General features: G+C 63.2%; 21 protein-coding genes. 9 read left to right on the top strand and 12 right to left on the bottom strand.

Going from position 1 to position 21,912, the window contains the following annotated elements:
• The first annotated feature begins 15 nt into the window (after positions 1-15).
• Positions 16-1,629: an NAD(P)/FAD-dependent oxidoreductase gene (locus IB249_RS05205; RefSeq protein WP_192302424.1), complete on the top strand. Its 1,614-nt coding sequence runs from the start codon at positions 16-18 to the stop codon at positions 1,627-1,629.
• Between the two features lie 132 nt (positions 1,630-1,761).
• On the opposite strand, the gene IB249_RS05210 is transcribed toward IB249_RS05205, so the two are convergent.
• Positions 1,762-2,859 carry a PLP-dependent cysteine synthase family protein gene (locus IB249_RS05210; protein WP_192302855.1) on the bottom strand — a complete coding sequence of 366 codons (1,098 nt, stop codon included), beginning with the start codon at positions 2,857-2,859 and terminating at the stop codon, positions 1,762-1,764.
• Positions 2,860-3,092: 233 nt separating this feature from the next.
• Between IB249_RS05210 and nhaA the strand changes: the two genes are divergently transcribed.
• Positions 3,093-4,280, top strand: a complete 1,188-nt coding sequence (nhaA, locus tag IB249_RS05215; protein ID WP_192302425.1) for a Na+/H+ antiporter NhaA — start codon at positions 3,093-3,095, stop codon at positions 4,278-4,280.
• A gap of 98 nt (positions 4,281-4,378) precedes the next feature.
• On the opposite strand, the gene IB249_RS05220 is transcribed toward nhaA, so the two are convergent.
• Positions 4,379-4,843: a glycine zipper 2TM domain-containing protein gene (locus IB249_RS05220; RefSeq protein WP_192302426.1), complete on the bottom strand. Its 465-nt coding sequence runs from the start codon at positions 4,841-4,843 to the stop codon at positions 4,379-4,381.
• A gap of 162 nt (positions 4,844-5,005) precedes the next feature.
• Here IB249_RS05220 and IB249_RS05225 point away from each other — a divergent pair, with 162 nt between their 5' ends.
• Positions 5,006-5,242: a hypothetical protein gene (locus IB249_RS05225; RefSeq protein WP_192302427.1), complete on the top strand. Its 237-nt coding sequence runs from the start codon at positions 5,006-5,008 to the stop codon at positions 5,240-5,242.
• Positions 5,243-5,247: 5 nt separating this feature from the next.
• On the opposite strand, the gene pdxH is transcribed toward IB249_RS05225, so the two are convergent.
• From pdxH to dinG, 5 genes are all read right to left on the bottom strand, one after another.
• Positions 5,248-5,895: a pyridoxamine 5'-phosphate oxidase gene (gene pdxH / locus IB249_RS05230; protein WP_192302428.1), complete on the bottom strand. Its 648-nt coding sequence runs from the start codon at positions 5,893-5,895 to the stop codon at positions 5,248-5,250.
• 24 nt (positions 5,896-5,919) lie between these two features.
• Entirely contained in the window at positions 5,920-7,011 is a 1,092-nt protein-coding gene (locus tag IB249_RS05235; RefSeq protein WP_192302429.1) for an OmpA family protein, read from the bottom strand.
• 112 nt (positions 7,012-7,123) lie between these two features.
• Positions 7,124-8,269 carry a serine hydrolase domain-containing protein gene (locus tag IB249_RS05240; protein ID WP_192302430.1) on the bottom strand — a complete coding sequence of 382 codons (1,146 nt, stop codon included), beginning with the start codon at positions 8,267-8,269 and terminating at the stop codon, positions 7,124-7,126.
• A 222-nt stretch (positions 8,270-8,491) separates the two neighbouring features.
• A complete protein-coding gene (locus IB249_RS05245; protein ID WP_192302431.1) occupies positions 8,492-11,008 on the bottom strand; it encodes a beta-galactosidase in 2,517 nt (838 codons plus the stop codon).
• A 95-nt stretch (positions 11,009-11,103) separates the two neighbouring features.
• Positions 11,104-13,248 (bottom strand): ATP-dependent DNA helicase DinG, encoded by a 2,145-nt coding sequence (dinG, locus tag IB249_RS05250; RefSeq protein ID WP_192302432.1) that lies wholly within the window; start codon positions 13,246-13,248, stop codon positions 11,104-11,106.
• Positions 13,249-13,344: 96 nt separating this feature from the next.
• On the opposite strand from dinG, the gene IB249_RS05255 reads away from it, so the two are divergent.
• The gene (locus tag IB249_RS05255; protein ID WP_192302433.1) at positions 13,345-13,809 is read left to right on the top strand and encodes a CopD family protein; all 465 of its coding nucleotides are present in this window, start codon (positions 13,345-13,347) and stop codon (positions 13,807-13,809) included.
• Positions 13,810-13,886: 77 nt separating this feature from the next.
• Here the strand turns inward: IB249_RS05255 and IB249_RS05260 are convergent, their stop codons facing one another.
• From IB249_RS05260 to IB249_RS05275, 4 genes are all read right to left on the bottom strand, one after another.
• On the bottom strand, positions 13,887-14,645 hold the full coding sequence (locus tag IB249_RS05260; protein WP_192302434.1) for a collagen-like protein: 759 nt from the start codon (positions 14,643-14,645) through the stop codon (positions 13,887-13,889).
• Complete coding sequence (locus IB249_RS05265) at positions 14,638-14,916, bottom strand: DUF1145 domain-containing protein (RefSeq protein WP_192302435.1); 279 nt, start codon at positions 14,914-14,916, stop codon at positions 14,638-14,640. The genes IB249_RS05260 and IB249_RS05265 overlap by 8 nt, the downstream gene beginning before the upstream one ends.
• Positions 14,917-15,063: 147 nt before the next feature.
• Complete coding sequence (locus IB249_RS05270; RefSeq protein ID WP_192302436.1) at positions 15,064-15,783, bottom strand: OmpA family protein; 720 nt, start codon at positions 15,781-15,783, stop codon at positions 15,064-15,066.
• Positions 15,784-15,872: 89 nt separating this feature from the next.
• The gene (locus IB249_RS05275; protein WP_192302437.1) at positions 15,873-16,568 is read right to left on the bottom strand and encodes an OmpA family protein; all 696 of its coding nucleotides are present in this window, start codon (positions 16,566-16,568) and stop codon (positions 15,873-15,875) included.
• A gap of 189 nt (positions 16,569-16,757) precedes the next feature.
• Here IB249_RS05275 and IB249_RS05280 point away from each other — a divergent pair, with 189 nt between their 5' ends.
• From IB249_RS05280 to IB249_RS05295, 4 genes are read left to right on the top strand one after another with little or no spacing between them, the layout of a single operon-like run.
• The gene (locus IB249_RS05280) at positions 16,758-17,255 is read left to right on the top strand and encodes a DUF6231 family protein (protein WP_192302438.1); all 498 of its coding nucleotides are present in this window, start codon (positions 16,758-16,760) and stop codon (positions 17,253-17,255) included.
• A gap of 4 nt (positions 17,256-17,259) precedes the next feature.
• Entirely contained in the window at positions 17,260-17,736 is a 477-nt protein-coding gene (locus IB249_RS05285; RefSeq protein ID WP_192302439.1) for a YchJ family protein, read from the top strand.
• Positions 17,737-17,783: 47 nt separating this feature from the next.
• Positions 17,784-18,278 carry an LEA type 2 family protein gene (locus IB249_RS05290; protein ID WP_192302440.1) on the top strand — a complete coding sequence of 165 codons (495 nt, stop codon included), beginning with the start codon at positions 17,784-17,786 and terminating at the stop codon, positions 18,276-18,278.
• The gene (locus IB249_RS05295) at positions 18,275-18,478 is read left to right on the top strand and encodes an SEC-C metal-binding domain-containing protein (RefSeq protein ID WP_192302441.1); all 204 of its coding nucleotides are present in this window, start codon (positions 18,275-18,277) and stop codon (positions 18,476-18,478) included. The genes IB249_RS05290 and IB249_RS05295 overlap by 4 nt, the downstream gene beginning before the upstream one ends.
• 108 nt (positions 18,479-18,586) lie before the next feature.
• Here IB249_RS05295 and IB249_RS05300 read toward each other — a convergent pair whose 3' ends face one another.
• Entirely contained in the window at positions 18,587-19,144 is a 558-nt protein-coding gene (locus IB249_RS05300; RefSeq protein ID WP_192302442.1) for a cysteine hydrolase family protein, read from the bottom strand.
• A gap of 173 nt (positions 19,145-19,317) precedes the next feature.
• Between IB249_RS05300 and IB249_RS05305 the strand changes: the two genes are divergently transcribed.
• Entirely contained in the window at positions 19,318-21,768 is a 2,451-nt protein-coding gene (locus tag IB249_RS05305) for a penicillin acylase family protein (protein ID WP_192302443.1), read from the top strand.
• Positions 21,769-21,912 lie beyond the last annotated feature (144 nt).

Here is a 21,912-nt window from a genome sequence, read left to right on the forward strand (position 1 = left end):
GAACCGGATCCCGCCATGTTACGAATCACCGAACTCAAGCTGCCGATCGACCATCCCGATGAAGACCTGCGCCGCGCCATTGTGCAACGCCTGGGCATCGCCAGTGATGACCTGCTCGACTTCACCTTGTTCAAGCGCAGCTACGATGCGCGCAAGAAATCCTCCGAACTGTGCTTCATCTACACCATCGACCTCACCGCCAGGGATGAGGCGGCCCTGCTGCACAAGTTCGCCGATGACCGTAACGTCAACGTGGCACCGGATGTCAGCTACAAAATGGTCGGCCAGGCGCCGGCCGGCCTTGAGCAGCGCCCGGTCGTGGTCGGTTTCGGCCCCTGCGGCATTTTCGCCGGCCTGTTGCTGGCGCAGATGGGCTTCAAGCCGATCATCCTCGAGCGCGGCCCCGATGTCCGCCAGCGCACCAAGGACACCTGGGGGCTGTGGCGCAAAAGCGTCCTCAACCCTGAGTCCAACGTGCAGTTCGGTGAAGGGGGTGCCGGCACCTTCTCCGACGGCAAGCTCTACAGCCAGATCAAAGACCCGAAATTCATCGGCCGCAAAGTCCTGCACGAGTTCGTCAAGGCTGGCGCGCCGGAAGAAATCCTCTACGTCAGCAAGCCGCACATCGGCACCTTCCGCCTGACGGGCGTCGTGGAAAACATGCGCGAGCAGATCCGCGCCCTGGGCGGTGAGGTGCGCTTCCAGCAGCGCGTCACCGACGTGTTGATCGAAGACGGTCAACTGGTCGGCGTCGAGCTCCACGGCGGCGAACAGATCCACTCCAGACACGTGATCCTGGCCCTCGGCCACAGCGCCCGCGACACCTTCCGCATGCTCCACGGCCGTGGCGTGTTCATGGAAGCCAAGCCGTTCTCCGTGGGCTTCCGCATCGAGCACCCGCAGTCGCTGATCGACCGCGCGCGCCTGGGCAAATACGCCGGCCACCCGAAACTTGGGGCCGCCGATTACAAACTGGTGCACCACGCCAAGAATGGCCGCTCGGTCTACAGCTTCTGCATGTGCCCGGGAGGCACCGTGGTTGCCGCGACGTCCGAGCCCAATCGCGTCGTGACCAATGGCATGAGCCAGTACTCGCGTAACGAGCGCAACGCCAACTCCGGCATCGTGGTCGGCATCACCCCGGAAGTCGATTACCCGGGCGGACCGCTGGCGGGCATCGAATTGCAGGAACGCCTGGAATCCCACGCCTATGTCCTGGGTGGCAGCAACTATGAGGCGCCGGCGCAACTGGTGGGCGATTTCATCGCCGGCAAACCGTCCACCGAGCTGGGCAGTGTCGAGCCTTCCTACAAACCCGGCGTGGCACTGGGCGACCTGGCCCTGGCCTTGCCGGCGTTCGCCATCGAAGCCATTCGCGAAGCCTTGCCGGCGTTCGAAAAGCAGATCCGTGGTTACTCGCTGCATGACGCCGTGTTGACCGGGATCGAAACGCGCACCTCATCGCCGTTGCGCATCACCCGCGATGAATCGATGCAGAGCCTGAACGTGAAAGGGTTGTTCCCGGCAGGCGAAGGCGCAGGTTATGCCGGCGGGATTCTGTCGGCGGGTGTCGATGGCATTCGCATTGCCGAGGCCGTAGCGCGGGACATCCTCGGCCTGCCAGCCTGACCCGGGAAAAGTGCTGCCCCCTGTGGGAGCGAGCCTGCTCGCGAAAATCGAGGTCGTTGCCGGGTATCTGGCACCCTCACGATCATCGCAAGCAGGCTCGCTCCCACAACGCTGTTCAGTGTTTCAAATCTCCTAGATATTGGCGCGCTGGACAGTGCCTGGCAGCGGTTCGCCGCGCTCGGCGCAAGCGGCCACTTCAGCCATCAACCCACTCAATTCATACCCCTCGGCCTTGAGCCATTGCTGATCGTAGTAAGTCGTGGCGTAACGCTCGCCACCGTCACACAAAATGGCCACGATCGACCCCGACTCCCCCGCTGCCGCCATCTGCTGCGCTGCCATCAACGCGCCGATCAGGTTGGTCCCGCTCGACCCGCCGACACGCCGCCCCAGGCGTTGCGCCAGGTAGTGCATGGCAGCCAGCGACAAGGCGTCCGGCACCTTGACCATCGCATCGATCACTTTCGGCAGGAACGACGCCTCCACCCGCGGCCGTCCGATGCCTTCGATCCGCGAGCCGTGATCCAGGCGCAGGCTGGCATCGCCGGTCTGGTAGTAAGCGAAAAACACCGAACGCTCGGCATCGGCACACAACACGCGGGTGCAATGCTGGCGATAACGCACGTAGCGGCCGAGGGTCGCGGTGGTGCCGCCGGTGCCGGGGCTGGATATCAGCCAGCTCGGCTCGGGATGTTGCTCGAAACGCATCTGGTGGAAGATTGACTCGGCGATGTTGTTGTTCGCCCGCCAGTCGGTGGCGCGTTCGGCGTAGGTGAACTGGTCGATGAAATGCCCGTCGTGCTCACGGGCCAGGCGCTCGGACTCGGCATAGATTCGGGTCGGATCGTCCACCAGGTGGCTTTTGCCGCCGTAAAATTCAATCTGCGCGATCTTCTCCCTGGAGGTGGTTGCCGGCATCACCGCGATGAACGGCAACCCCAGTAGACGAGCGAAGTACGCCTCGGAAATCGCCGTCGAGCCGCTGGATGCCTCGATCACCGGCGCACCGGGCTTGAGCCAGCCGTTGCACAGCGCATACAGGAATAATGAGCGCGCCAGGCGATGTTTCAGGCTGCCAGTGGGATGGCTCGACTCATCCTTGAAGTACAACTCGATGCCCGGAAAACCTGGCAGGGGCAAGGGGATGAGGTGAGTGTCGGCGCTGCGCTGGAAGTCGGCTTCGATGATCCGGATAGCTTCCCGGGCCCATTGTCGGTTGTCGCTCATGATGGCTTCTCGTTGAGGCGGCCTTGTTGCAAGGCTCAGCCCCGCAGCTTAGGAAAAATCCGACATCGCGCACAGATACAGCTGAGCCTCAATACCTGAATCAACTGCTAGGCTCAGTCCGTGCTGCCCATCGCCCCTCCACGGCATATAACAAAAAAGAATATAACTTTTGTTTTAACAACTAACGGTACGGGTTAGGGTGTGCCACCTTTTTCATAATTCGATGGAGAGCGACCTTGCCTCTGCGTAGCACTTTCACGCGTTTCTTTCAGTTGGAAGCTGCCAGCGGTCTGTTGTTGATCGCCGCAGCCGCCCTGGCCCTGATCATCAACAACTCATCGCTGTCATGGCTGTACAACGGTCTGCTGGACACCCCCGTGGTCGCCCAGGTCGGGGCGCTGAAAATCGCCAAGCCGCTGCTGCTGTGGATCAATGACGGCCTGATGGCGCTGTTCTTCCTGCTGATCGGCCTGGAAGTGAAGCGCGAAGTGCTCGACGGCCAACTGGCGAAACCCTCGCAGATCGTCCTCCCCGGCGCCGCGGCCATTGGCGGCATGATCGTGCCGGCCCTGATCTACTGGTTCCTCAACCGCGACAACCCGGCGGCACTGAGCGGCTGGGCCATTCCGACCGCCACCGACATCGCCTTCGCCCTCGGCGTGCTGGCCCTGCTGGGCAAGCGGGTGCCGGTGTCGCTGAAACTGTTCCTGATGACCCTGGCCATCATCGATGACCTCGGTGCAATCGTCATCATTGCGATCTTTTATTCCGGCGCCCTGTCGACCTTGTCCCTGGCGCTGGCAGCCGTCTGCATCGGGGCGCTGATCGCGATGAACCGGATGGGTGTGGTCAAGCTCGGGCCGTACATGATCATCGGCCTGATCCTGTGGGTGTGCGTTCTCAAGAGCGGCGTCCACGCCACGCTGGCCGGCGTGACCCTGGCGTTCTGCATCCCGCTGCGCACGAAAAACGCCGAACCTTCGCCCCTGCTGACGCTGGAGCACGCCCTCCACCCCTGGGTGGCCTACGGCATCCTGCCGCTGTTCGCCTTCGCCAACGCCGGCTTGTCCCTCAGTGGCGTGACCGTCGAAAGCTTCACCCACGACGTTCCCATGGGCATCGCACTGGGCCTGCTGCTGGGCAAGACGATCGGTGTATTCGGCCTGACGTGGCTGGCGGTGAAAACCGGCATCGCTGCCCTGCCCCAAGGCGCCAACTGGGGGCAGGTACTGGGTGTGGCGATCCTCTGCGGGATCGGCTTCACCATGAGCCTGTTCGTCGGTTCCCTGGCCTTCGTGCCCGGAGCCAGCGACTACGCCGGCATGGACCGCATGGGCATCCTCACCGGCTCGATCCTGGCCGCCTTGATCGGTTATGCGGTGACGGCGGCATCGAGCCGCAGGCCTGCTGCATTGCCTTCCTGAGCAACCGCCATGCCGAGAACGGCTGCAGCGGTTTCACCGCGCACAAAAAACCCCGACCAGCGCATGCTGATCGGGGTTTTCTTTGACCGCCTTCGCGCTTAGTGCGAAACGCGGCTGGTGCCGTCAACGGTCGCGATGCGTACGCGTTCGCCGACACGGAACACTTCGTTTTCCTGAACCTGCTGGACGTAGGCGCGCATGCTGCCGTCGTCTTCGCGCACGGTGATTTCCACGCCCTGGGTGCGGGTCAGGCCTTCTTCAGTGGCAGAGCCGAGCAAGCCACCGGCAACGGCACCGATGACGGCGGCCACGATGCTGCCGCGACCACCACCAATGGCGCTGCCGCCGACACCGCCGACCACGGCGCCTGCTGCGCCACCGATCGGAGTCTTGGTGCCTTCGATTTTCACCGGACGCAGGGACTCGATGGTGCCCATGCGAACCGTCTGCACGCGACGCGCTTCGTCACGGGAGTAGGAGTCACCGGTCAGGCTCGATTGGCAGCCAGTGAGCAACATCGCCATCGTGGTAAAGGTAGCAACCAGCAGAACAGACTTACGCATAGCATCAACTCCAAAGGACAGATATTCATTAAACTCCGCAGCTTGACGCGTGTCACGACGTGGCCCGGATAAAATGGGTTTGATTCAGGCCAGGTACAGGCGTTTCCATTCACTCGGCACGCGATATTTGGCCGAATATGCGCTGCAAAACCAGGGATTGTCATGGATTACTTCATCATTGTCGTCACCACTGTCGCCGGTCTGTACTTCCACTGGTGGATATACGTGCGGATCAAACGCTGGATGGACCGTGACCTGGCGCTCGCCCTGGCAGGTGACGACGAGCATAAGAAAGTCTTTATGCTCCAGCAACTGGCGAATGCTCAAGCGCAGAAAATCAAGCGCCGTGACCTGCCCCAGTGGCTGGAGGCCGCTGCAGCAGGTTATCCCGGTCGGTAGACTGCCTAGGGGGCCAGACGTTCAAGAATCCAGTTGGCGCCCTGGACACGGTAGTTGAGGCGATCGTGCAGGCGACTCGAACGGCCCTGCCAGAACTCGATGCGCTCGGGCAGCAGGCGGTAACCGCCCCAGTGCTCGGGGCAGTGGGGCTGGGTATCGCTGAATCGTTGCTCGGTGCGCTTGAGCAGGGCTTCCAGCTCACCACGGTCGGCGATGACCCGGCTTTGCGGTGAGGCCCAGGCGCCGAGGCGACTGCCCAGTGGCCGAACCTGAAAATAGGCATCGGACTCCTCTGGCGTGACCTTCACCACTCGTCCTTCGATGCGCACCTGGCGTTCGAGCGCCGGCCAGAAGAAGGTCATGGCCGCGAACGGGTTCGCGGCCAGGTGCTGGCCCTTGGCGCTGTCATAGTTGGTGAAGAACGTGAAACCCTGCTCGTCCAGCCCCTTGAGCAACAGAATGCGGCAATGCGGTCGACCGTCCGAGTCGACGGTCGCCAGGGTCATGGCGTTGGCCTCCACCGGTGCCTGTTCGGTTTTCACCGCGTCGGCAAACCAGGTGTGGAACAGCGCAAACGGTTCGGCCGGGGCTTGCGCCTCGGTCAGGCCGTCGCGGGTGTAGTCTCGACGCATATCAGCCAGGCCCTGGGTCATGGCGTATTCCTTTTGATCAACGAATCACTTTTTTGCAGCATCGGCGGCAGCGACTTTCTTGTCAGCCGTGGCCGCTTTGGCCGGGGTGGTCTTTTTCGCTGGCGTTGCGGTCTTGGCCGGTGCTTTCTTGGCGGCGGCCTTCTTGGCTGGCGCTTTTTTCGTGGCAGGCACTGCGGCTTTCTTGGCCGCGGGGGCCGGGGTGACGGGGGTGGCGACAGGCTTGACGTCCTGGGACGCGACCATCTTCACCGGCGCCGGGGCTGGCATGTTGTATTTGCTCAGCAGCGCGACCATGGTGTTCTGCGGCGTCACCAACAGTTCGACACGACGGTTCAGGGCACGGCCTTCAACGCTGTCGTTCGCCGCCCGTGGGGCGTCGCCACCCATGCCGCGCAACATCAGGCGATCACGCTGCAGCCCGCTGAGACGGAAAATGGCAGCTACCGCCTGGGCACGTTCCTGGCTCAGCTTGACGTTGGCCGGCGCGGCACCCGAGGTATCGCTATGACCCAGTACCAGCACGGCGGTCTTCGGATCGACTTCAAGGATTTTCGCCACCCGGGTGAACGGACCCAGGGTCACCGGCAGCAACATGGCCGGACGATCAGGGTTGAACGAACCTTCGACCGGCGCGGTGATGACCAGCACATCCTCACGACGTTCGAGTTGCAGGTTGCTGTCCTTGATCGCTACGCGCAGGCGCGGCTCGTAATCATCGAGCCAGGCCTGGGTGACCTTTGGATCGGGCATCGGCACGACCTTGGCGGTGCTCTGCTCTTTGCCGCCGAAAGGCCACCACCATTTACCGCCAGCCTGAGCTTCAGCCTTGGCCACTTCTACCGGCTTGGCTTCAGGCTTGACCTCGGGCTTCTTGTCCAGGGCTTCGTCGGAACCAAACGGCCAGTACCAGGGATTGGAGCTCTCGGCCTTGGCCGCTGGAGCTGCCGCCACCGGTTTCACCGGGGCTGGAGCGGGTACCGGCTCCTTGGCCGCCACTTTGTCGGAAGAACCGAACGACCACCAGCTACCGCCATCGGAATCATTTTTTGGGTTCTGCGCACAACCGGTGACGGCGATGCTCAGGGCCAGAGCGAGGGTGGTTTTATTGAATGACATTGGATATCCACAAAAAAGTGATCATGAAAAAAGGCCGGCAGTACCCGGATAAATAGACGCTTGGAAAACATAAAGGCCTTCGGGTTCCGGCCCTGGAACCCTTGAGCGCGTTTTACAGACAAGTGGCCAATACCCGGGCGAGCTTCTGCGCGCGCGGATCCATCAAAACGTAAGGTCCCAGTGTGTTGGTCACAAAACCGAAGGCAACGTCGTGTTCCGGGTCGGCAAAGCCGATGGAACCTCCGGCGCCAGGATGGCCGAATGCCCGTGGGCCGAGGCCGTAGGTCGCGTTGGGCACGTCCGGTTGATCGAGCATGCAACCCAGGCCGAAACGGGTCCGGGTCAACAGGGTCTTGTCTTCGCCGATGCTGTGTTCGCGGGTCAGTTCCTCGAGCATTTCGCTTTCCAGCAGGCTGCCGTCGAGCAGCCCGGCGTAGAAGCCGGCCAGGCTGCGGGCATTGCCGTGGCCATTGGCCGCCGGCTGCTGCATGCGGCGCCACTCGGGTTTGTTGGTGCTGGTCAGGACCGACGGCGGGTTGGTGAAGGCCCGTGTGGTCATGGCCGTCGGTTCGCGCATCGTCACCTGTAGCAGGCGCTGGGCGGCGGCATCGCCGACATTGCCCTTGCCACGGGCGATGTGCGCCACACGATGGAATTCTTCATCCGCCAGGCCGACATGGAAGTCCAGCCCCAACGGCTTGGCGACGCGGGCCACGATCGATTCCCCCGGCTCGCGCTGGTCGGCCCGCCGCAGCAATTCCCCCACCAACCAGCCATAAGTGATCGCGGCATAGCCATGCGCGGTGCCAGGCGTCCACCACGGTGATTCGGCGGCCAGGGCATCGACCATGGTTTGCCAGTCGTACAGCGCCTGCGGGGCGAGCAATTCGCGCAGCGCCGGCAGGCCGGCCTGATGGCAGAGCAATTGACGCAGGGTTATGGACTCCTTGCCGGCCGCCGCGAACTCGGGCCAATAGCGAGCCACCGGAGCATCCAGTTGCAGCTTGCCTTCGGCCACCAGTTGCAGGGCGGTGACCGCCGTAAAGGTCTTGGTGCAGGAAAACAGGTTGGCAATGGTGTCGCTGTGCCAAGCCTCCAGGCCGTCCTTGTCGGCGGTGCCGGACCAGAGATCGACGACCGTTTCGCCGCCGATCCGGATGCACAAGGCGGCACCACGTTCCTGGGGATCGTCGAACAACGCGGCAAACGCTTCACGCACCGCTTCGAACCTGAGTTCGTAATGACCCTGAATCTGCACCCGTGACTTCCTCGGACAAACCTTCAACAAAGTGGCCGGCATTGTTCCAGCCATTGACCGTTTTGGGAACAGGGTTGGGCTGGGCGGTCGGTTTGCCCAAGGCTTGCTGGAGGATTTTGGGTGTCTGGAAACGCGTCATCGCGAGCGGGCTCGCTCCCCAGAGATCGCGCTCGACCGTGGGAGCGAGCCTGCTCGCGATGGACGATGATGCGGTTTCAGGTGTCAGTGACCGGTGCCCGAATGCCCGCCCGCATGCCCGGCGCCCTGCCCCGCGCCTTTGCCCGCCTCACCCTGGCGCCCCCCTTCGGCGTCGTGACTGGCCTTATCGGCCTCGACCCTGGCCTTTTGCGCTTCTTTACCCAGTTGATCGATGGTCGCCAGGTTGCTTTTGCGCACGCTGTCGACGAAGCCTTGGAACGGCAGGTCGGTCACCCCCACCAGGCCAAAGTGACCGTTCTCGCCATCCAGCAGTCGGCCGGTCACCGGTTGATCGAGGTACTGGAACCAGTGCACACCGACAATCGACGGCTCGCTCAGGGCCTGTTTCAGGAAGTTCGCGTAGGCCGGCCCACGGTCCTCTTCCCTGGCCAGTTGGGTCACGCCGCCCCAGAACGGGCCGCGATCGGCCGAGCCGAAGTTGAACTCGGTGATCAGCACCGGCTTGTCGAGGCTGCGCAGGCTGGCGAAGTCGTAACCGTCCTGCGGTTGCAGGGTGTACATGTTGAAGCTCAGCACGTCGCAATACCGGGCGCAGGACGCCACCGCTTCCGGGGTGCTGACGGCAAAGCGACCGCCCAGCAACAGCTGGTTCGGGGCATGCCACTTGAGCGAGTCGGAGAGGGTCTTGAAGTAGGTATCGGCGAACACCTGCTGGAAGTATTTGAAGTCGTTCTCGATTTCCGGGTGTTCAGCGCTCGGCAGTGGCGGGACGAAACCGGGGTCTTCCATCAATTCCCAGGCGGGCAGGTCAATGCCCCAGGCCTTGGAAAGGCCCGCCTGATTGCGGTACTTGTCGCGCAATTGCTTGAGGAACGCACGTTTGGCCGGGACATCGGTGGTCAGTTTCAACGTGCCATAAGCCAGCGCGTAGCGGGCTTTCGGGTCGTCGCCGGCGCCAGGGCCGGCCCAGGCCAGTTCGTTGTCGGCGAAATAACCGATCAGCCACGGATCGTCGCGATGATCGCGGGCGGCGATGGCCACGGCACGTTCGGTGGCCATGGCAAAGCGCGGATCGAACGGGTCGGGCATGCCACCCCACCAGTCGGCACCGGTGCTGATGCTGGCGTAATCGCCGACGATGGACAGCGGTAATGTGTAGGGCATGCGATCGGCGCTGGCCAACGCCGGGGCGCTCCAGTTGCCAAGGGTGTTGAAGCCCCAGGCCTGCAGGCGGTCCAGGGTATGGCTGGCCCAACGTTGCTCGTCGATCACTGCCGTGCACGGCTCGGCGGGTTTGTGCTCTAGCGCTTTCGCAGCGGTAGCGTCCTCGGCAGCGGTCTGGGCGGCTTCGGCGACACCGGCTTCGGGGGTGGACGGGACGACTGGCGGTTCGGCCGCTTTGTCGCTGGTCGCGGCAACTGCGTCGGCCTTGGCGGCTTCGGCGACCCCGGCCCGGGTTTCGTTGACCGGCACGCAAGGGTTGCCGTAGAGACGTTGCAGGTTGGCGCCATAGAAGTCGTACCAGCGACCGGCGTTATAGCCACGGCCCTGATCGGCGCCATTGCCGCCCCGGTTGTCGCTTTCGCCGTAATGGCTGGCCAGCGGTTCGTCGGGTGTGGGCAGTGATTCGAACATCCACTCGCGGCCGGCGACGTAAGTCGGGTTGACGTCCGGGGCGACGGTATTGACCCCCAGCGAATAGAATGGATGCCCCTCGGGTGTCACCAGGTACCAGCGGCCGTCACGCTTTTCACTGCGGAAAAAGCCGCTGGCCTTGAAGGTCGGGCCCTGGGTCCAGCCGCCGAATTTGTCCAGGGACGCCTTGTGGCGCTCGGCCAGCCAGGTTTTCGTTTGCTGTTGTTCCTTGGCGATGGCGCCCTTGAGCTGCTCGTCGCTGCTGACCTTCTCCGGCCACCGGGCCCGGGTCGATTGACCGTAGGTATCGACCAGGCCGCCATAGACCGCGCGGGTCACGGCCTCGCCCTCCTGCACACCGAAGCGCTCCAGCAGAATGCTCTGAGCGGCCTTGGGCTGATCCATCGACAGGCTCACCGACACCACTTGGCTGCGATCCAGCTCGCCAGCGCTGCTGGCCAGCAATATGCGCTGACCGTCAACGGTCATCGGCATCGGCGGGCCGGCCTTCATGCCCAGGCTCAACGGCGTACTGGGCTGCAGCGGCACCAGCAGCGTCTGCGCGGGGCCAGCCGGCAGGTCGACGCGACTGACCAGCGTCTTGCCATCGTTGCTCTGGATTTTCACGTAGAGGGTCACGGCCCAATTCATCGCACTCTGGATCCGCAGGCTCATCATGCCCGACTGCGACCAATCCCAGGCGCCGGTTTGCGGGGTCAGGCGCAGGGTCGGTTGCGCCACCGGATTGAACGTCACCCGGCGCAGCACTTCGCCTTCGGCCGTCTGCTCGGCATTCGATTGCGGCAGGCTGGCGTCCTGAGTCGCCACCTGGACCACGTCGGCGGGGCGGACAAAGTTGAACAGCGTCTGCTGGCCGGCGGGCGCCGCCCATACGGGGGCTGCGAAGAACACGGCAAGAACAGCGGGCAACGAACGGCGGATCATAAGAACGAAGTTCTCCCTAACGACCAATGATGGCCAATGGAAACGCGATGACAGAAAGATAGACAACACGATGGGCAGAATGGCCCATCGTTGCCTCAGGAAATTTCTCGGCGGAAGGGTGGCAACGCATTGAGAATGGCCTTGCCATAGCGCTGCGTCACCAGGCGCCGGTCGAGCAAGGTGATGATGCCGCGATCCTCTTCGGTACGCAGCAGGCGGCCGCAGGCCTGGACCAGCTTCAGCGAGGCGTCGGGCACCGAGATTTCCATGAACGGATTGCCGCCCCGGGCCTCGATCCATTCGGACAACGCGGCTTCGACCGGGTCGTCGGGCACCGAGAACGGGATCTTGGCGATGATCACGTGTTCGCAATACGCGCCGGGCAGGTCGACCCCCTCGGCGAAGCTCGCCAGGCCGAACAGCACGCTGGCATCGCCACCATCGACCCGCGCCTTGTGCTTGTTCAGGGTTTCCTGCTTCGACAGGTTGCCCTGAATGAACACCTGCTTGCGCCAGTCGCGGTCAAGGCCGTCGAACACGTCCTGCATCTGCTTGCGCGAGGAAAACAGCACCAGCGTGCCGCGCGAACCTTCCACCAGTTCCGGCAGGTCGCGAATGATCGCCGCCGTGTGCGCCGCCGCATCCCGGGGATCGGCGTTCAGGTTCGGCACCCGCAGTACACCGGCGTCGGCGTGGTGGAACGGGCTGGGGACCACGGCCGTCACGGCTTTTTTCGGCAGGCCGGCGCGCATGCGAAAGCGGTCGAAGGTGCCCAGCGCGGTCAGGGTCGCCGAGGTCACCAGGCAGCCGTAAGCCACGTTCCACAGGTTGCGCCGCAGCATTTCCGCCGCAAGGATCGGGCTGGCATTGACCTCGATGTCGAACAGCGAGCCACTTTCGGCCAGGGTCAGCCAGCGCGCCATGGGCGGGTTGTCTTCCGGGTCCTCGACCGTGAACGCGGTCCACAACTCCCAGTTGCCCGAGGAACGGGACAACAGGCTGCCGAACAACGGGTACCACTCTTCAGCCTGATTGCTGGCGATGCCGATATTGACCTCGCCGTCCATGCCTTCCTTGAGCAGGTCGGTCAGGCGGGTGAACAGGTCGGTGAGCCGGGCAAAGCCTTTTTTCAGCTCGATGCCCATCTCGCGCATGTGCTCGGGAATCACCCCGCCGACGAATCGATGGCGCGGCCGCTCGCGACCCTCGACGTCTTCGCCGGGCTTGAAGTCGGCGACCTGCTCGCAGGCACTGAACATGAATTGCTGCTGGGACTTGATCTCCCGCGCCAGCTCCGGCACCTGCTCGATCAACTTGCCCAGGTCGCCCGGCAACGGATGCTGGGCCAGCAGCTTGGTGAGGTTCTTGGCGGTGGTTTCCAGCCAGTCGGCGGTGGAGCGCAGACGCGTGTAGTGGGCGAAATGGCCGATGGCCTTGTCCGGCAGGTGGTGACCTTCGTCGAACACGTAGACGGTGTCGCGCGGGTCAGGCAGCACGGCGCCGCCGCCCAGGGCCAGGTCGGCCAGGACCATGTCGTGGTTGGTGACGATCACGTCGACCTTGCCCATGCCTTCGCGAGCCTTGTAGAAGGCGCACTGGCCGAAATTGGGGCAATGGCGGTTGGTGCACTGGCTGTGATCGGTGGTCAGGCGCGCCCAGTCGGCATCCTCCAGGGCATTGGGCCAACTGTCGCGGTCGCCGTCCCATTTATTGCCGGCGAGCTTCTCGATCATGCTGGTGAACAGTTTCTGACTGGCTTCATCGACCTCGATCTTGAAGCCTTCTTCCTCGAACAGCTGCGCCGTGGCGGTTTGCGCGTGGCCTTCCTGGAGCAACATGTCGAGCTTGGACAGGCACATGTAGCGGCCCCGTCCCTTGGCCAGGGCAAAACTGAAGTTCAGCCCGCTGTTGCGCATCAGGTCGGGCAGGTCCTTGTAGACGATCTGCTCCTGCAGGGCCACGGTCGCGGTGGCGATCACCAGGCGTTTGCCGGCCGCCTTGGCGGTCGGGATCGCTGCCAGGCTGTAGGCCACGGTCTTGCCGGTACCGGTGCCGGCCTCCACCGCAACTATCGCGGGCTCGCCACTGCGCCGGCCTTCATCGTCGGTATCGATGTCGCCCAGGACCTTGGCGACCTCGGCGATCATCAGGCGTTGGCCGTAGCGCGGCTTGAGGCTCTTGGCTTCGAGAAAACGCGAGTAGGCGCCCTGGATCGTGGTTTTGAGTTCAGTGCTGATCATGTATTGTCGGGCGCAAAAAACGCTGGATAAATTTTCAGTGGTTTTGGGGGGCTATCATACCCCGCTAATTAATCCTGCGCAGAACGGAGTACCTCAATGACACCTTTCAGTCTCGTTTATACCCTGCATGTCCTGTCCGCCCTGGTGTGGGTCGGCGGCATGTTCTTCGCCTGGATGGTGCTGCGCCCGGCGGCGATCAAAGCCCTGGAAGGACCCGCCCGGCTGAAGCTGTGGGTAGAAGTGTTTCAAGGTTTTTTCCGCTGGGTCTGGGTAGCCGTGGTGCTGTTGCCGATCAGCGGCGTGGGCATGATTCACCTGCAATACAGCGGTTTCGAGAGCGCGCCGCGCTACGTGCAGATCATGATGGGCTTGTACCTGGTGATGACCGCCCTGTTCATCCGCATCCAGGCGTTGCTGTTGCCGGAGTTGCGCACGGCCGTCGGCGCGCAGGATTGGCCGGTGGGGGCTGCGGTCCTGGGGAGAATTCGCAGGCTGGTGGGAATCAACCTGATGGTCGGGCTGGTGCTGGTGGCGATGGCGGCGGCCCGGCCGACCTTTTAAGCGCCTCGCGAGCAGGCTCGCTCCCACAGGAGCGGGCTTGCTCGCGATGGCAAGCGCCAGGCTCACACAAACATCACTTACAACCGCTGCACCGTCACCGCTCCGGCCGCGCCCGCAGGGCCTGGCTGACCATCGGCGCCGGGCTTGCCGCTCTTGCCGCCATCGGCCTTGTAGATCAGGCAGCCCTTGGCCTTGCCACCCGCCCCCGGCTTGCCGCCGGGACCGGCCAGGCCGCCAGCGCCACCTTCCACCTGGACCTTGATCTGCTCAGCCGGATAATCCTGCGGCACGGCCAGCCTGACCAGCGCCCCTGGCGCGCCCGGCTGTCCGTCGCTGCCGTTACTGCCATCGGCACCGCGACCGGCCTGACCCCAGGTGCAGCCCGGCGCCTGGCCATTGGCGCCATCAAGCCCGACAAAACCCGGCGCCCCGGCACCGCCGCGTGCATCGACCGACAGCAGCGGCGCTGTCAGCGCCTTGATCTGCAAATTCAGGTTACGCCCCGCACGGGCAGCTTTGAGGTAGGTGCCCGGCGCCCCCCGAGCAGTGATCTGGCTGCCTTCGGACAACTCGGCGCGATTGACCTTCAATTCCAGGGCATTTTCACTGGGAACGATGGCGATCCGCGCCTCACGCCCCAGGTGCAGCTCACCCACACTGACTTCGGTCACATTCGGAGGAATCAGCAACGTGCCGTAATCGGCCACTTCCAGGCGCTCCAGTTGCAAGGTACTGGTGGCGTTGGGCAGGCGCATCAGGGAGTTGGTTTCGACGCTGACCACCTGGGCACAGGCGAACGGGCTGACAAGGGCGGCGAGCAGACAGAGTTTACGCATGGGAAGCCTTAGGTTCGGCGGGAGCTGGAAGGGTTTGCAGGTGGAAAACACCAAAAAGGACAATCTTCAGGCGATCTCGCCAAGGGTGGGCACGTCCCCGCAGGCTGCGAAAGCAGAACACCGCCTCGAGCAGATGAAGGACCGCCAGCAAGCCACCGGCCAGACTGACCAGCAGGTGCAGCGGATAGACAAAGGGTGTCATCAGATTGACCAGCACCACCGCCCAGAACAGCAGGGTCAACAGCTTGCCCAGCCCCCAAACCGCCTTCATACGCTCCCCCGATGAGAATTATTCTTTTGCGCACAGTAACGGCTTCCACGCGGGATAAGCCAGAGGGCAACGGAAAATTCTTCATGAAGATTTTCAAATCGCCGTCGAATCGCCCGTAGGAACGATCCGACGGCTCTACCACGGGGCTCAGCGATTGAGGTGCAACTCCACACGGCGATTTTTCGCCCGGCCTTCCTCTGTTTCATTGTCGGCCACCGGCTCGCTTTCGCCACGGCCTTCGCTGGTGATCTTGTTCGGCGCCACGTGCATGCCCAGCAGATAGGCCGCCACGCTGCTGGCCCTGCGCTCCGAGAGTGCCTGGTTATAGGCGTCCGAACCTTTGCTGTCGGTATGACCGATGACCTTGATGCTCGTCACGTCCGGGCTCTGCAACCGGGGCATGACTTCGTCCAGCTGGCTCTGCGCCGCCGGCGTCAGGTCGGATTTGTCGAAGGCGAACAACACGGCGCCGGCATCACTGAGGGTGATGACCTCGACAGGTGCGGGTTCGGCGGGCTTCGCGCTGGCCGGGTACTGCGGCAGCGGGCAACCATGATGCTCGACAGGTGTGTTGGCCGGCGTATCGGGGCAGCGATCGCGTCGATCGAAAATGCCATCGTCGTCTTCGTCACCATCCTGGGCGTAGCAGATCAGGCCGCCGGTCAGGATGCCGAGCGCCGCACCACCGGCCGCCCACCCGCCACTTTCCATGGCGCCCAGGCCGCCACCGACCAGCCCGCCGATGACGCTGCAGATCGGCCAGGTTCGTTGGTTGAGAGGGGCAGTGCCATCGCTGTGAGTGGCGCAACCGGTCAATACGCTGCTCAGCAGCACAACCGGCAAGACGGTCCGAATGAGTACGCTCATATGGAAAGCTCCTGTGTTACCGGCCGATGCCGGCTACACAGGAGTAAAGACCCGCATCCGCGACTGCACAAGGCGCGGATGCGAGGGGTTCAGCGGTTGATTTTGATTTCCGTGCGACGGTTCTGTGCACGGCCGTCAGCGGTTTTGTTGTCGGCCACTGGCTGGCTTTCACCGGCACCGGACACCGACACGAAGCTGCTGCGTGGCACACCGCTCTGGACGAGGTAGTCCACGACCGAATGGGCGCGACGATCCGACAGTTTCTGGTTGTAGGCATCGCTGCCCACGCTGTCGGTGTGGCCGGTCACGGTCAGTTGTGCGGTGGCGGATTCCTGTTTCAGACGCGTCGCGATTTTATTGAGGACGTCTTTGTCAGACGCGGTCAGCGTGGCTTTGTCGAACTGGAAGTGAACATCACGGATGACGATGGTTTCTTCCTTGACCACGACCACCTCTTCAACCACTGGCGCAGGCACAGGGGGTGGGCAACCGTCGGCGTCGACTTTCACGCCTCTAGGCGTGCCGGGGCACTTGTCGCGGCTGTCCGGCACACCATCGCCGTCCTCGTCGCCATCACCGTGCACCCAGCAGTAGGCTGCCGCCGTACCGCCGACCAGCAACGCACCGTAACCTGCCCACGCCGAGCTCTCGGTCGCGCCGAGACCCGCACCCACAACACCGCCGACGGCCGCACAGGTCGGCCAGTCGGTTTTCTGCAAACCTGCGCAACCAGTCAACACACTGGTTAGCAGAACCAAGGGTAGTGCTGTCCGAACTATGCTCATCTAGTTTTCTCCTGAAGGATCGGCTTAGAACCGATTCAGGGAGTAAAGACCCGAGTTTTAATCTCCGCCAGCAATAGGCCATTGCAGTTTTGTCCCGTGTTCGCGGGCAATCGGCCTGTGCGGTGCCAGAGCGCTCTATATCTGGACCTGTGGGCGCGCTAGTCTTGGCGCTCTGATTGAGGATCTTCGATGACTGCAGCTATTTCTTCGCGCACGCCCCAGCAGGCGCTGGCCGCTTTGCTCGACCGTTACGCCCCGCCGCGCCTGTTGCTGATCGGCGCCAGCGAGTTCCCGGCGCTCGAGGCATTCAGGCTCGCGCACCCGGACACCTGCGTGGCGCATGCCGCGCCGGGCCCCTTGCCGGCCGAGCTGGCGGCCCGTCGCTTTGACCTGGCGCTGGTGGTCGATTGCCTCGAACACCTGCCCAAGCGCGAGGGTCTGAACCTGCTAGGCGGCATTCGCAACCTCAATGCCAGTCGTCTTGCGGTGCTCGCGGACGTGCCGGCCAGCGGCTGGCAGGAAACCGATTTTTTCTCTCTGGCCCTGCAAGCCAGCGAACGCTTCCAGCGCGACGACCAGGTACTGACCCTGTTCACCTACGATCTGCTTGACTACAAACAAGTCCCCGACTGGCTCAACTCACGCTTCTGGGCCAATCCGGAAAACTTCGGGAAATATTGGTGGTAACGCAATGAGTACATCCATTTGCCCTTGTGGCAGCGGCACCCTGCTTGACGCCTGCTGCGGCCATTTCCACGCCGGCCACCCGGCCCCTTGCGCCGAAGCCCTGATGCGTTCGCGCTACAGCGCCTATGTGCTGGGCCTGGTCGATTACCTGGTGGCGACCACCCTGCCCGCGCAACAGCCCGGGCTGGATCGGCAATCCATCAGCGACTGGAGTGCGCAAAGCACCTGGCTGGGTCTTGAGGTGGAAAGCTCCGAGGTCTTCGGCGGCCAGCCGGAGCACGCCTTCGTCACCTTCACGGCACGCTGGCACGACGGCAGCGGCGAACACAGCCATCGCGAGCGTTCGTCGTTCGTACAGAACAGTGGTCACTGGTACTTCATCGACCCCACCGTGCCGCTCAAGGCCGGACGCAACGACGCCTGCCCGTGCGCCAGCGGACAGAAGTTCAAGAAATGCTGTGCGGGGTATTTCGCCAATTAAAGTGAAGCGTGAGGGTCTAGACTGGGGGTCAAGGGAGACATACCACCATGATCAGCCTTCGGTTCGCACAACGCCTGTTCACCTTGACCCTGCTGCTCGGGCTTGGCGGCTGCGCGTCCTGGTTCACGGACGACACGCCGGACCCCACCGTGCATCTGGTCAAGGTCGAAGTCATCCAGGCCAAGCTGATGCAGCAACGCTTCGAACTGTACTTCCGGGTCGACAACCCCGCCGACACTGACCTCACGGTACGCGGTATCGAATACCGGATTCACCTGGGGAACATCCTGCTGGCCGAAGGCGAGCATGAGCACTGGTTTACGGTGGCGCCCAAGCGCAGCGGCTTTTTCAAGGTGCCGATCCGCACCAATCTGTGGCCGAAGGTGCGAGAACTGGTGAAACTGCTGGAAAAACCCGACCAGGCCATTCCCTATCGACTGGAAGGTGAGCTGGAAACCGGTTTATTCATCGCGCACTACGTGCACCTGGCGCGCAATGGCGTGATAATCCCCGCCGATCTAATTCCGGAGCACACCCGATGACCCAGCAACCCCACGTCCATGGCCCTGATTGCAACCACGAACATGACCATCACCATGATCACGACCATGGCCACGTCCACGGCCCGAACTGTGGCCACGCGCACCAGGAACCGGTACGCAACGCCTTGAAGGACGTCGGTCGCAATGACCCTTGCCCCTGCGGCAACGGCAAAAAATTCAAGAAGTGCCACGGCGCCTGAAGCCTCGGGCAATGTTTGGCGTCGCCTGTTGAACTGCATCGCGAACAGGCTCGCTCCCACATCAAAAACCCTGTGGGAGCGAGCCTGCTCGCGATGAGGCCCCAACAATCACGCCCCTTCCAGAATCTGCGCACTGCCCACCACCGTCGCATACTCTCCCTGCAAATTCCCCAGCGACATCGCATGCACATCCTCGGCCGCCCATAGCCTGCCGAAGTAATCGGCCTTGTCGAACGTAAAGCACGCATCCTCCGCCACCCAGGTGTCGAACCCCAGGTTTCCGGCCGTTCGCGCCGTGGCCTCCACCGAGTTGTTCGTGGCCACGCCAACGATGATCAATTGCCCGATCCCCGCTTCCCGCAAACGGGCCTCCAGCGCCGTCGCACAAAACGCATCCGGCACCTGTTTCTGAATCAGCGACTCGCCGGGCAATGGCTGAAAACGCGGCTGGAACTCGACACCCGATTGCTGCGGCCAGAACACCGATTCCGGCGAGCGCGACAGGTGCTGCACGTGAAACAGCGGCCGCCCGCTGCGCCGCCAGGCGGCGAGCAATTCGACCATGCGCTCCTCAGCCTGTGGATTGTTTCGCCGACCGAGCCGAGGTTCCAGAATGCCTTTCTGCTGATCGATGATAATCAGTGCTGCGTTGCTCTTGAGCTCCATGCTGCCTGTTCCCATACACGGTCGTTGGATTTCACCCACTTTTGCATCGGTATCTGCAGCGGACAAGCATTTGACAGACAAATCCTGAAATAACCTCGCGCCCCGCTTGCGCGGCCACCGCCCGCTCACTAACGTAGCGCCTTTACCGACGCCACCCCCGCAGGAGCTTTGCCATGGCCTCGCCAGCCCTCACTCATTTTCTTCCCCGGTTCGGCATTGCCGCAGCAGTGGCCGGTGTTCTGGGCCTGAGCGGCTGTCAGACCTTCAACGCCCAGGACAGCCTTGTGCCGACCGTCGGCGTGCAGCCGCTCAAGGGCCTGGCGCAGAACGTTTCGGTGCGGCGCAACGCCATGGGCGTGCCGCTGATCGAAAGCAGCAGCTTCCATGACGCGCTGTTCACCCTCGGCTATGTGCACGCCAGTGATCGCATCACGCAAATGGTCACCTTGCGGCTGTTGGCCCAGGGCCGTTTGTCGGAGATGTCCGGGGCCGATCTGCTCGATGCCGACCGCTATATGCGCGCCGTCAACCTGCGCAAAAGCGCCGACGAGCTGTACAAGGCGTCTTCGCCACGACTCAAACGCTTCTTCGAGGTCTATGCCCGCGGGGTCAACGCGTACCTGTTCCGCTACCGCGACAAGCTGCCGGCCGATCTCGCGGCCACGGGCTACAAGCCTGAATACTGGAAGCCGGAAGATTCGGCGCTGATATTCTGCCTGCTGAATTTCAGCCAGTCGGCCAACCTGCCCGAGGAAATTGCCTCGCTGGTCCTCGCCCAGACGCTCACCACCGACAAACTGCCGTGGCTGACGCCGTCCGCACCCGACGAAAAACTGCCTGAGGCCGAGGCGGAAAAACTTCGCGGCATCAAGCTCAACGGCGCAATCCCGGGACTTGTCGAGGTCAGCAAGGCCACCAGCCAGCTGTCCGCCCCGAACCTGCTGGGCGCCACGTCTTCGAACAACTGGGCAATCGCCCCGCAACGCAGCCGCAGCGGCAAGAGCCTGCTGGCCAGCGACAGCCACGGACCGCTGGGCGTGCCAGCGTTGTTCAGCTACGTGCAGATCCGCGCACCGAAGTACCAGGCCTCCGGCGTGACCATCGCCGGCCTGCCGATGGTGCTGGGTGGTTTCAACGGCAAAGTGGCCTGGAGCATCGCGTCGGTCATGGGCGACAATCAGGACCTGTTCCTGGAAAAGATCAGACGCCAGGGCAATGCCCTGACTTACGAAACCGGCGGAAAATGGCAGCCGGTCATCGTTCGTAACGAAACCTACTTCGTCAAAGGCCAACGGCCCCTTCGCGAAGCGGTGTACGAAACCCGCCACGGCCCGCTGCTCAACAGCGCGCAAGGGACGGCGCTGGGCAACGGTTTCGGCCTGGCCCTGCAGACACCGAGCTTTGCCGAGGACAAATCGCTGGATGCCTTCTTCGACCTGTCCCGGGCGCAGAACGTCGAAAAAGCTTCGGATGCCAGCCGGGAAATCCGTGCAATCACGTTGAACCTGGTATTCGCCGACGCCAGCAACATCGGCTGGCAAGTCACCGGCCGCTACCCGAATCGCCGCGAAGGCGAAGGCCTGCTGCCGTCGCCGGGCTGGGACGGTCGCTACGATTGGGACGGTTACGCCGACCCGATGCTGCACCCCTACGACCAGGATCCGGCCCAAGGCTGGCTCGGCACCGCCAACCAGCGCGTGATCCCCCACGGCTACGGCATGCAATTGTCCAACTCGTGGTCGTCACCGGAGCGTGGCGAACGCCTGGCCGAACTGGCGGGCGCGGGCAAACACGACAGCCGTAGCGTGATTGCCATGCAGTATGACCAGACCACCACCTTCGCCGCCAAACTGAAGCAGATGCTGACCGCTCCGGGTATGGCACAGCCGTTGAAACAGGCGATCGAAGCGTTGCCGGTGGCCGAGCGCGGCAAGGCCCACGAGGCACTGACCCGCCTGATGGCGTTCGACGGCAAACTCACCCCGACCTCCGCCGATGCGGCGATTTACGAGCTGTTCCTGCAGGAAAGCAGCAAACAGATTTTCCTCGACGAACTCGGCCCGCAAAACAGCCCGGCGTGGAATGCCTTCATCGCCAATGGCAAGTTGTCCTACGCAGCACAGGCCGATCACCTGCTCGGTCGCGAGGACAGCCCCTTCTGGGATGACACCCGTACCGCACAGAAAGAGGACAAACCGACCATTCTCGCCCGCAGTCTGGCGGCGGCCATCACCGCCGGCGACAGCCAGTTGGGCGGCGATCACAAAACCTGGCAGTGGGGCAAGCTGCACCGCTACGAGTGGAAGAACGCCAATGGCCAGACCGTGCGCGGTCCACTCGCGGCGGGTGGCGATCACACCACGCTGAACATGGCCGCGTTCGCCTGGGGTCAGGATTTCAACACCACGCAGGCACCGGCCATGCGCTTCATCGTCGACTTCGGCCAGGCCGAACCGCTGATGGCTCAGAACGGCACAGGCCAATCGGGCAACCCGGCCAGCCCGCACTACCTGGACAGCGTGGACCCTTGGCTCAAGGGCCAATACCTGAGCCTGCCCCTGCAGCCGCAGAATTTCGACAGGGTGTACGGGACCAAGCGGTTGACGTTGACGCCCGGCAAGTAACGGCCACACCCAAACCTGTGGGAGCGAGCCTGCTCGCGATAGCGGACGATCGATCGACATCATCGTCGACTGAACGACCGCTATCGCGAGCAGGCTCGCTCCCACATGATGACCATTCCAGATCCGATAGAACTTCCCTCCCCG

Source organism: Pseudomonas sp. PDM04, assembly GCF_014851765.1.
Classification (GTDB): domain Bacteria; phylum Pseudomonadota; class Gammaproteobacteria; order Pseudomonadales; family Pseudomonadaceae; genus Aquipseudomonas.

Excerpts from the sequence above, each read along its gene's own strand:
- IB249_RS05205 (WP_192302424.1), top strand. The coding sequence starts at position 16 with ATGTTACGAATCACCGAACTCAAGCTGCCGATCGACCATCCCGATGAA.
- IB249_RS05220 (WP_192302426.1), bottom strand. The coding sequence starts at position 4,843 with ATGCGTAAGTCTGTTCTGCTGGTTGCTACCTTTACCACGATGGCGATG.
- IB249_RS05225 (WP_192302427.1), top strand. The coding sequence starts at position 5,006 with ATGGATTACTTCATCATTGTCGTCACCACTGTCGCCGGTCTGTACTTC.
- pdxH (WP_192302428.1), bottom strand. The coding sequence starts at position 5,895 with ATGACCCAGGGCCTGGCTGATATGCGTCGAGACTACACCCGCGACGGC.
- IB249_RS05235 (WP_192302429.1), bottom strand. The coding sequence starts at position 7,011 with ATGTCATTCAATAAAACCACCCTCGCTCTGGCCCTGAGCATCGCCGTC.
- IB249_RS05245 (WP_192302431.1), bottom strand. The coding sequence starts at position 11,008 with ATGATCCGCCGTTCGTTGCCCGCTGTTCTTGCCGTGTTCTTCGCAGCC.
- dinG (WP_192302432.1), bottom strand. The coding sequence starts at position 13,248 with ATGATCAGCACTGAACTCAAAACCACGATCCAGGGCGCCTACTCGCGT.
- IB249_RS05255 (WP_192302433.1), top strand. The coding sequence starts at position 13,345 with ATGACACCTTTCAGTCTCGTTTATACCCTGCATGTCCTGTCCGCCCTG.
- IB249_RS05260 (WP_192302434.1), bottom strand. The coding sequence starts at position 14,645 with ATGCGTAAACTCTGTCTGCTCGCCGCCCTTGTCAGCCCGTTCGCCTGT.
- IB249_RS05265 (WP_192302435.1), bottom strand. The coding sequence starts at position 14,916 with ATGAAGGCGGTTTGGGGGCTGGGCAAGCTGTTGACCCTGCTGTTCTGG.
- IB249_RS05270 (WP_192302436.1), bottom strand. The coding sequence starts at position 15,783 with ATGAGCGTACTCATTCGGACCGTCTTGCCGGTTGTGCTGCTGAGCAGC.
- IB249_RS05275 (WP_192302437.1), bottom strand. The coding sequence starts at position 16,568 with ATGAGCATAGTTCGGACAGCACTACCCTTGGTTCTGCTAACCAGTGTG.
- IB249_RS05280 (WP_192302438.1), top strand. The coding sequence starts at position 16,758 with ATGACTGCAGCTATTTCTTCGCGCACGCCCCAGCAGGCGCTGGCCGCT.
- IB249_RS05285 (WP_192302439.1), top strand. The coding sequence starts at position 17,260 with ATGAGTACATCCATTTGCCCTTGTGGCAGCGGCACCCTGCTTGACGCC.
- IB249_RS05290 (WP_192302440.1), top strand. The coding sequence starts at position 17,784 with ATGATCAGCCTTCGGTTCGCACAACGCCTGTTCACCTTGACCCTGCTG.
- IB249_RS05295 (WP_192302441.1), top strand. The coding sequence starts at position 18,275 with ATGACCCAGCAACCCCACGTCCATGGCCCTGATTGCAACCACGAACAT.
- IB249_RS05300 (WP_192302442.1), bottom strand. The coding sequence starts at position 19,144 with ATGGAGCTCAAGAGCAACGCAGCACTGATTATCATCGATCAGCAGAAA.
- IB249_RS05305 (WP_192302443.1), top strand. The coding sequence starts at position 19,318 with ATGGCCTCGCCAGCCCTCACTCATTTTCTTCCCCGGTTCGGCATTGCC.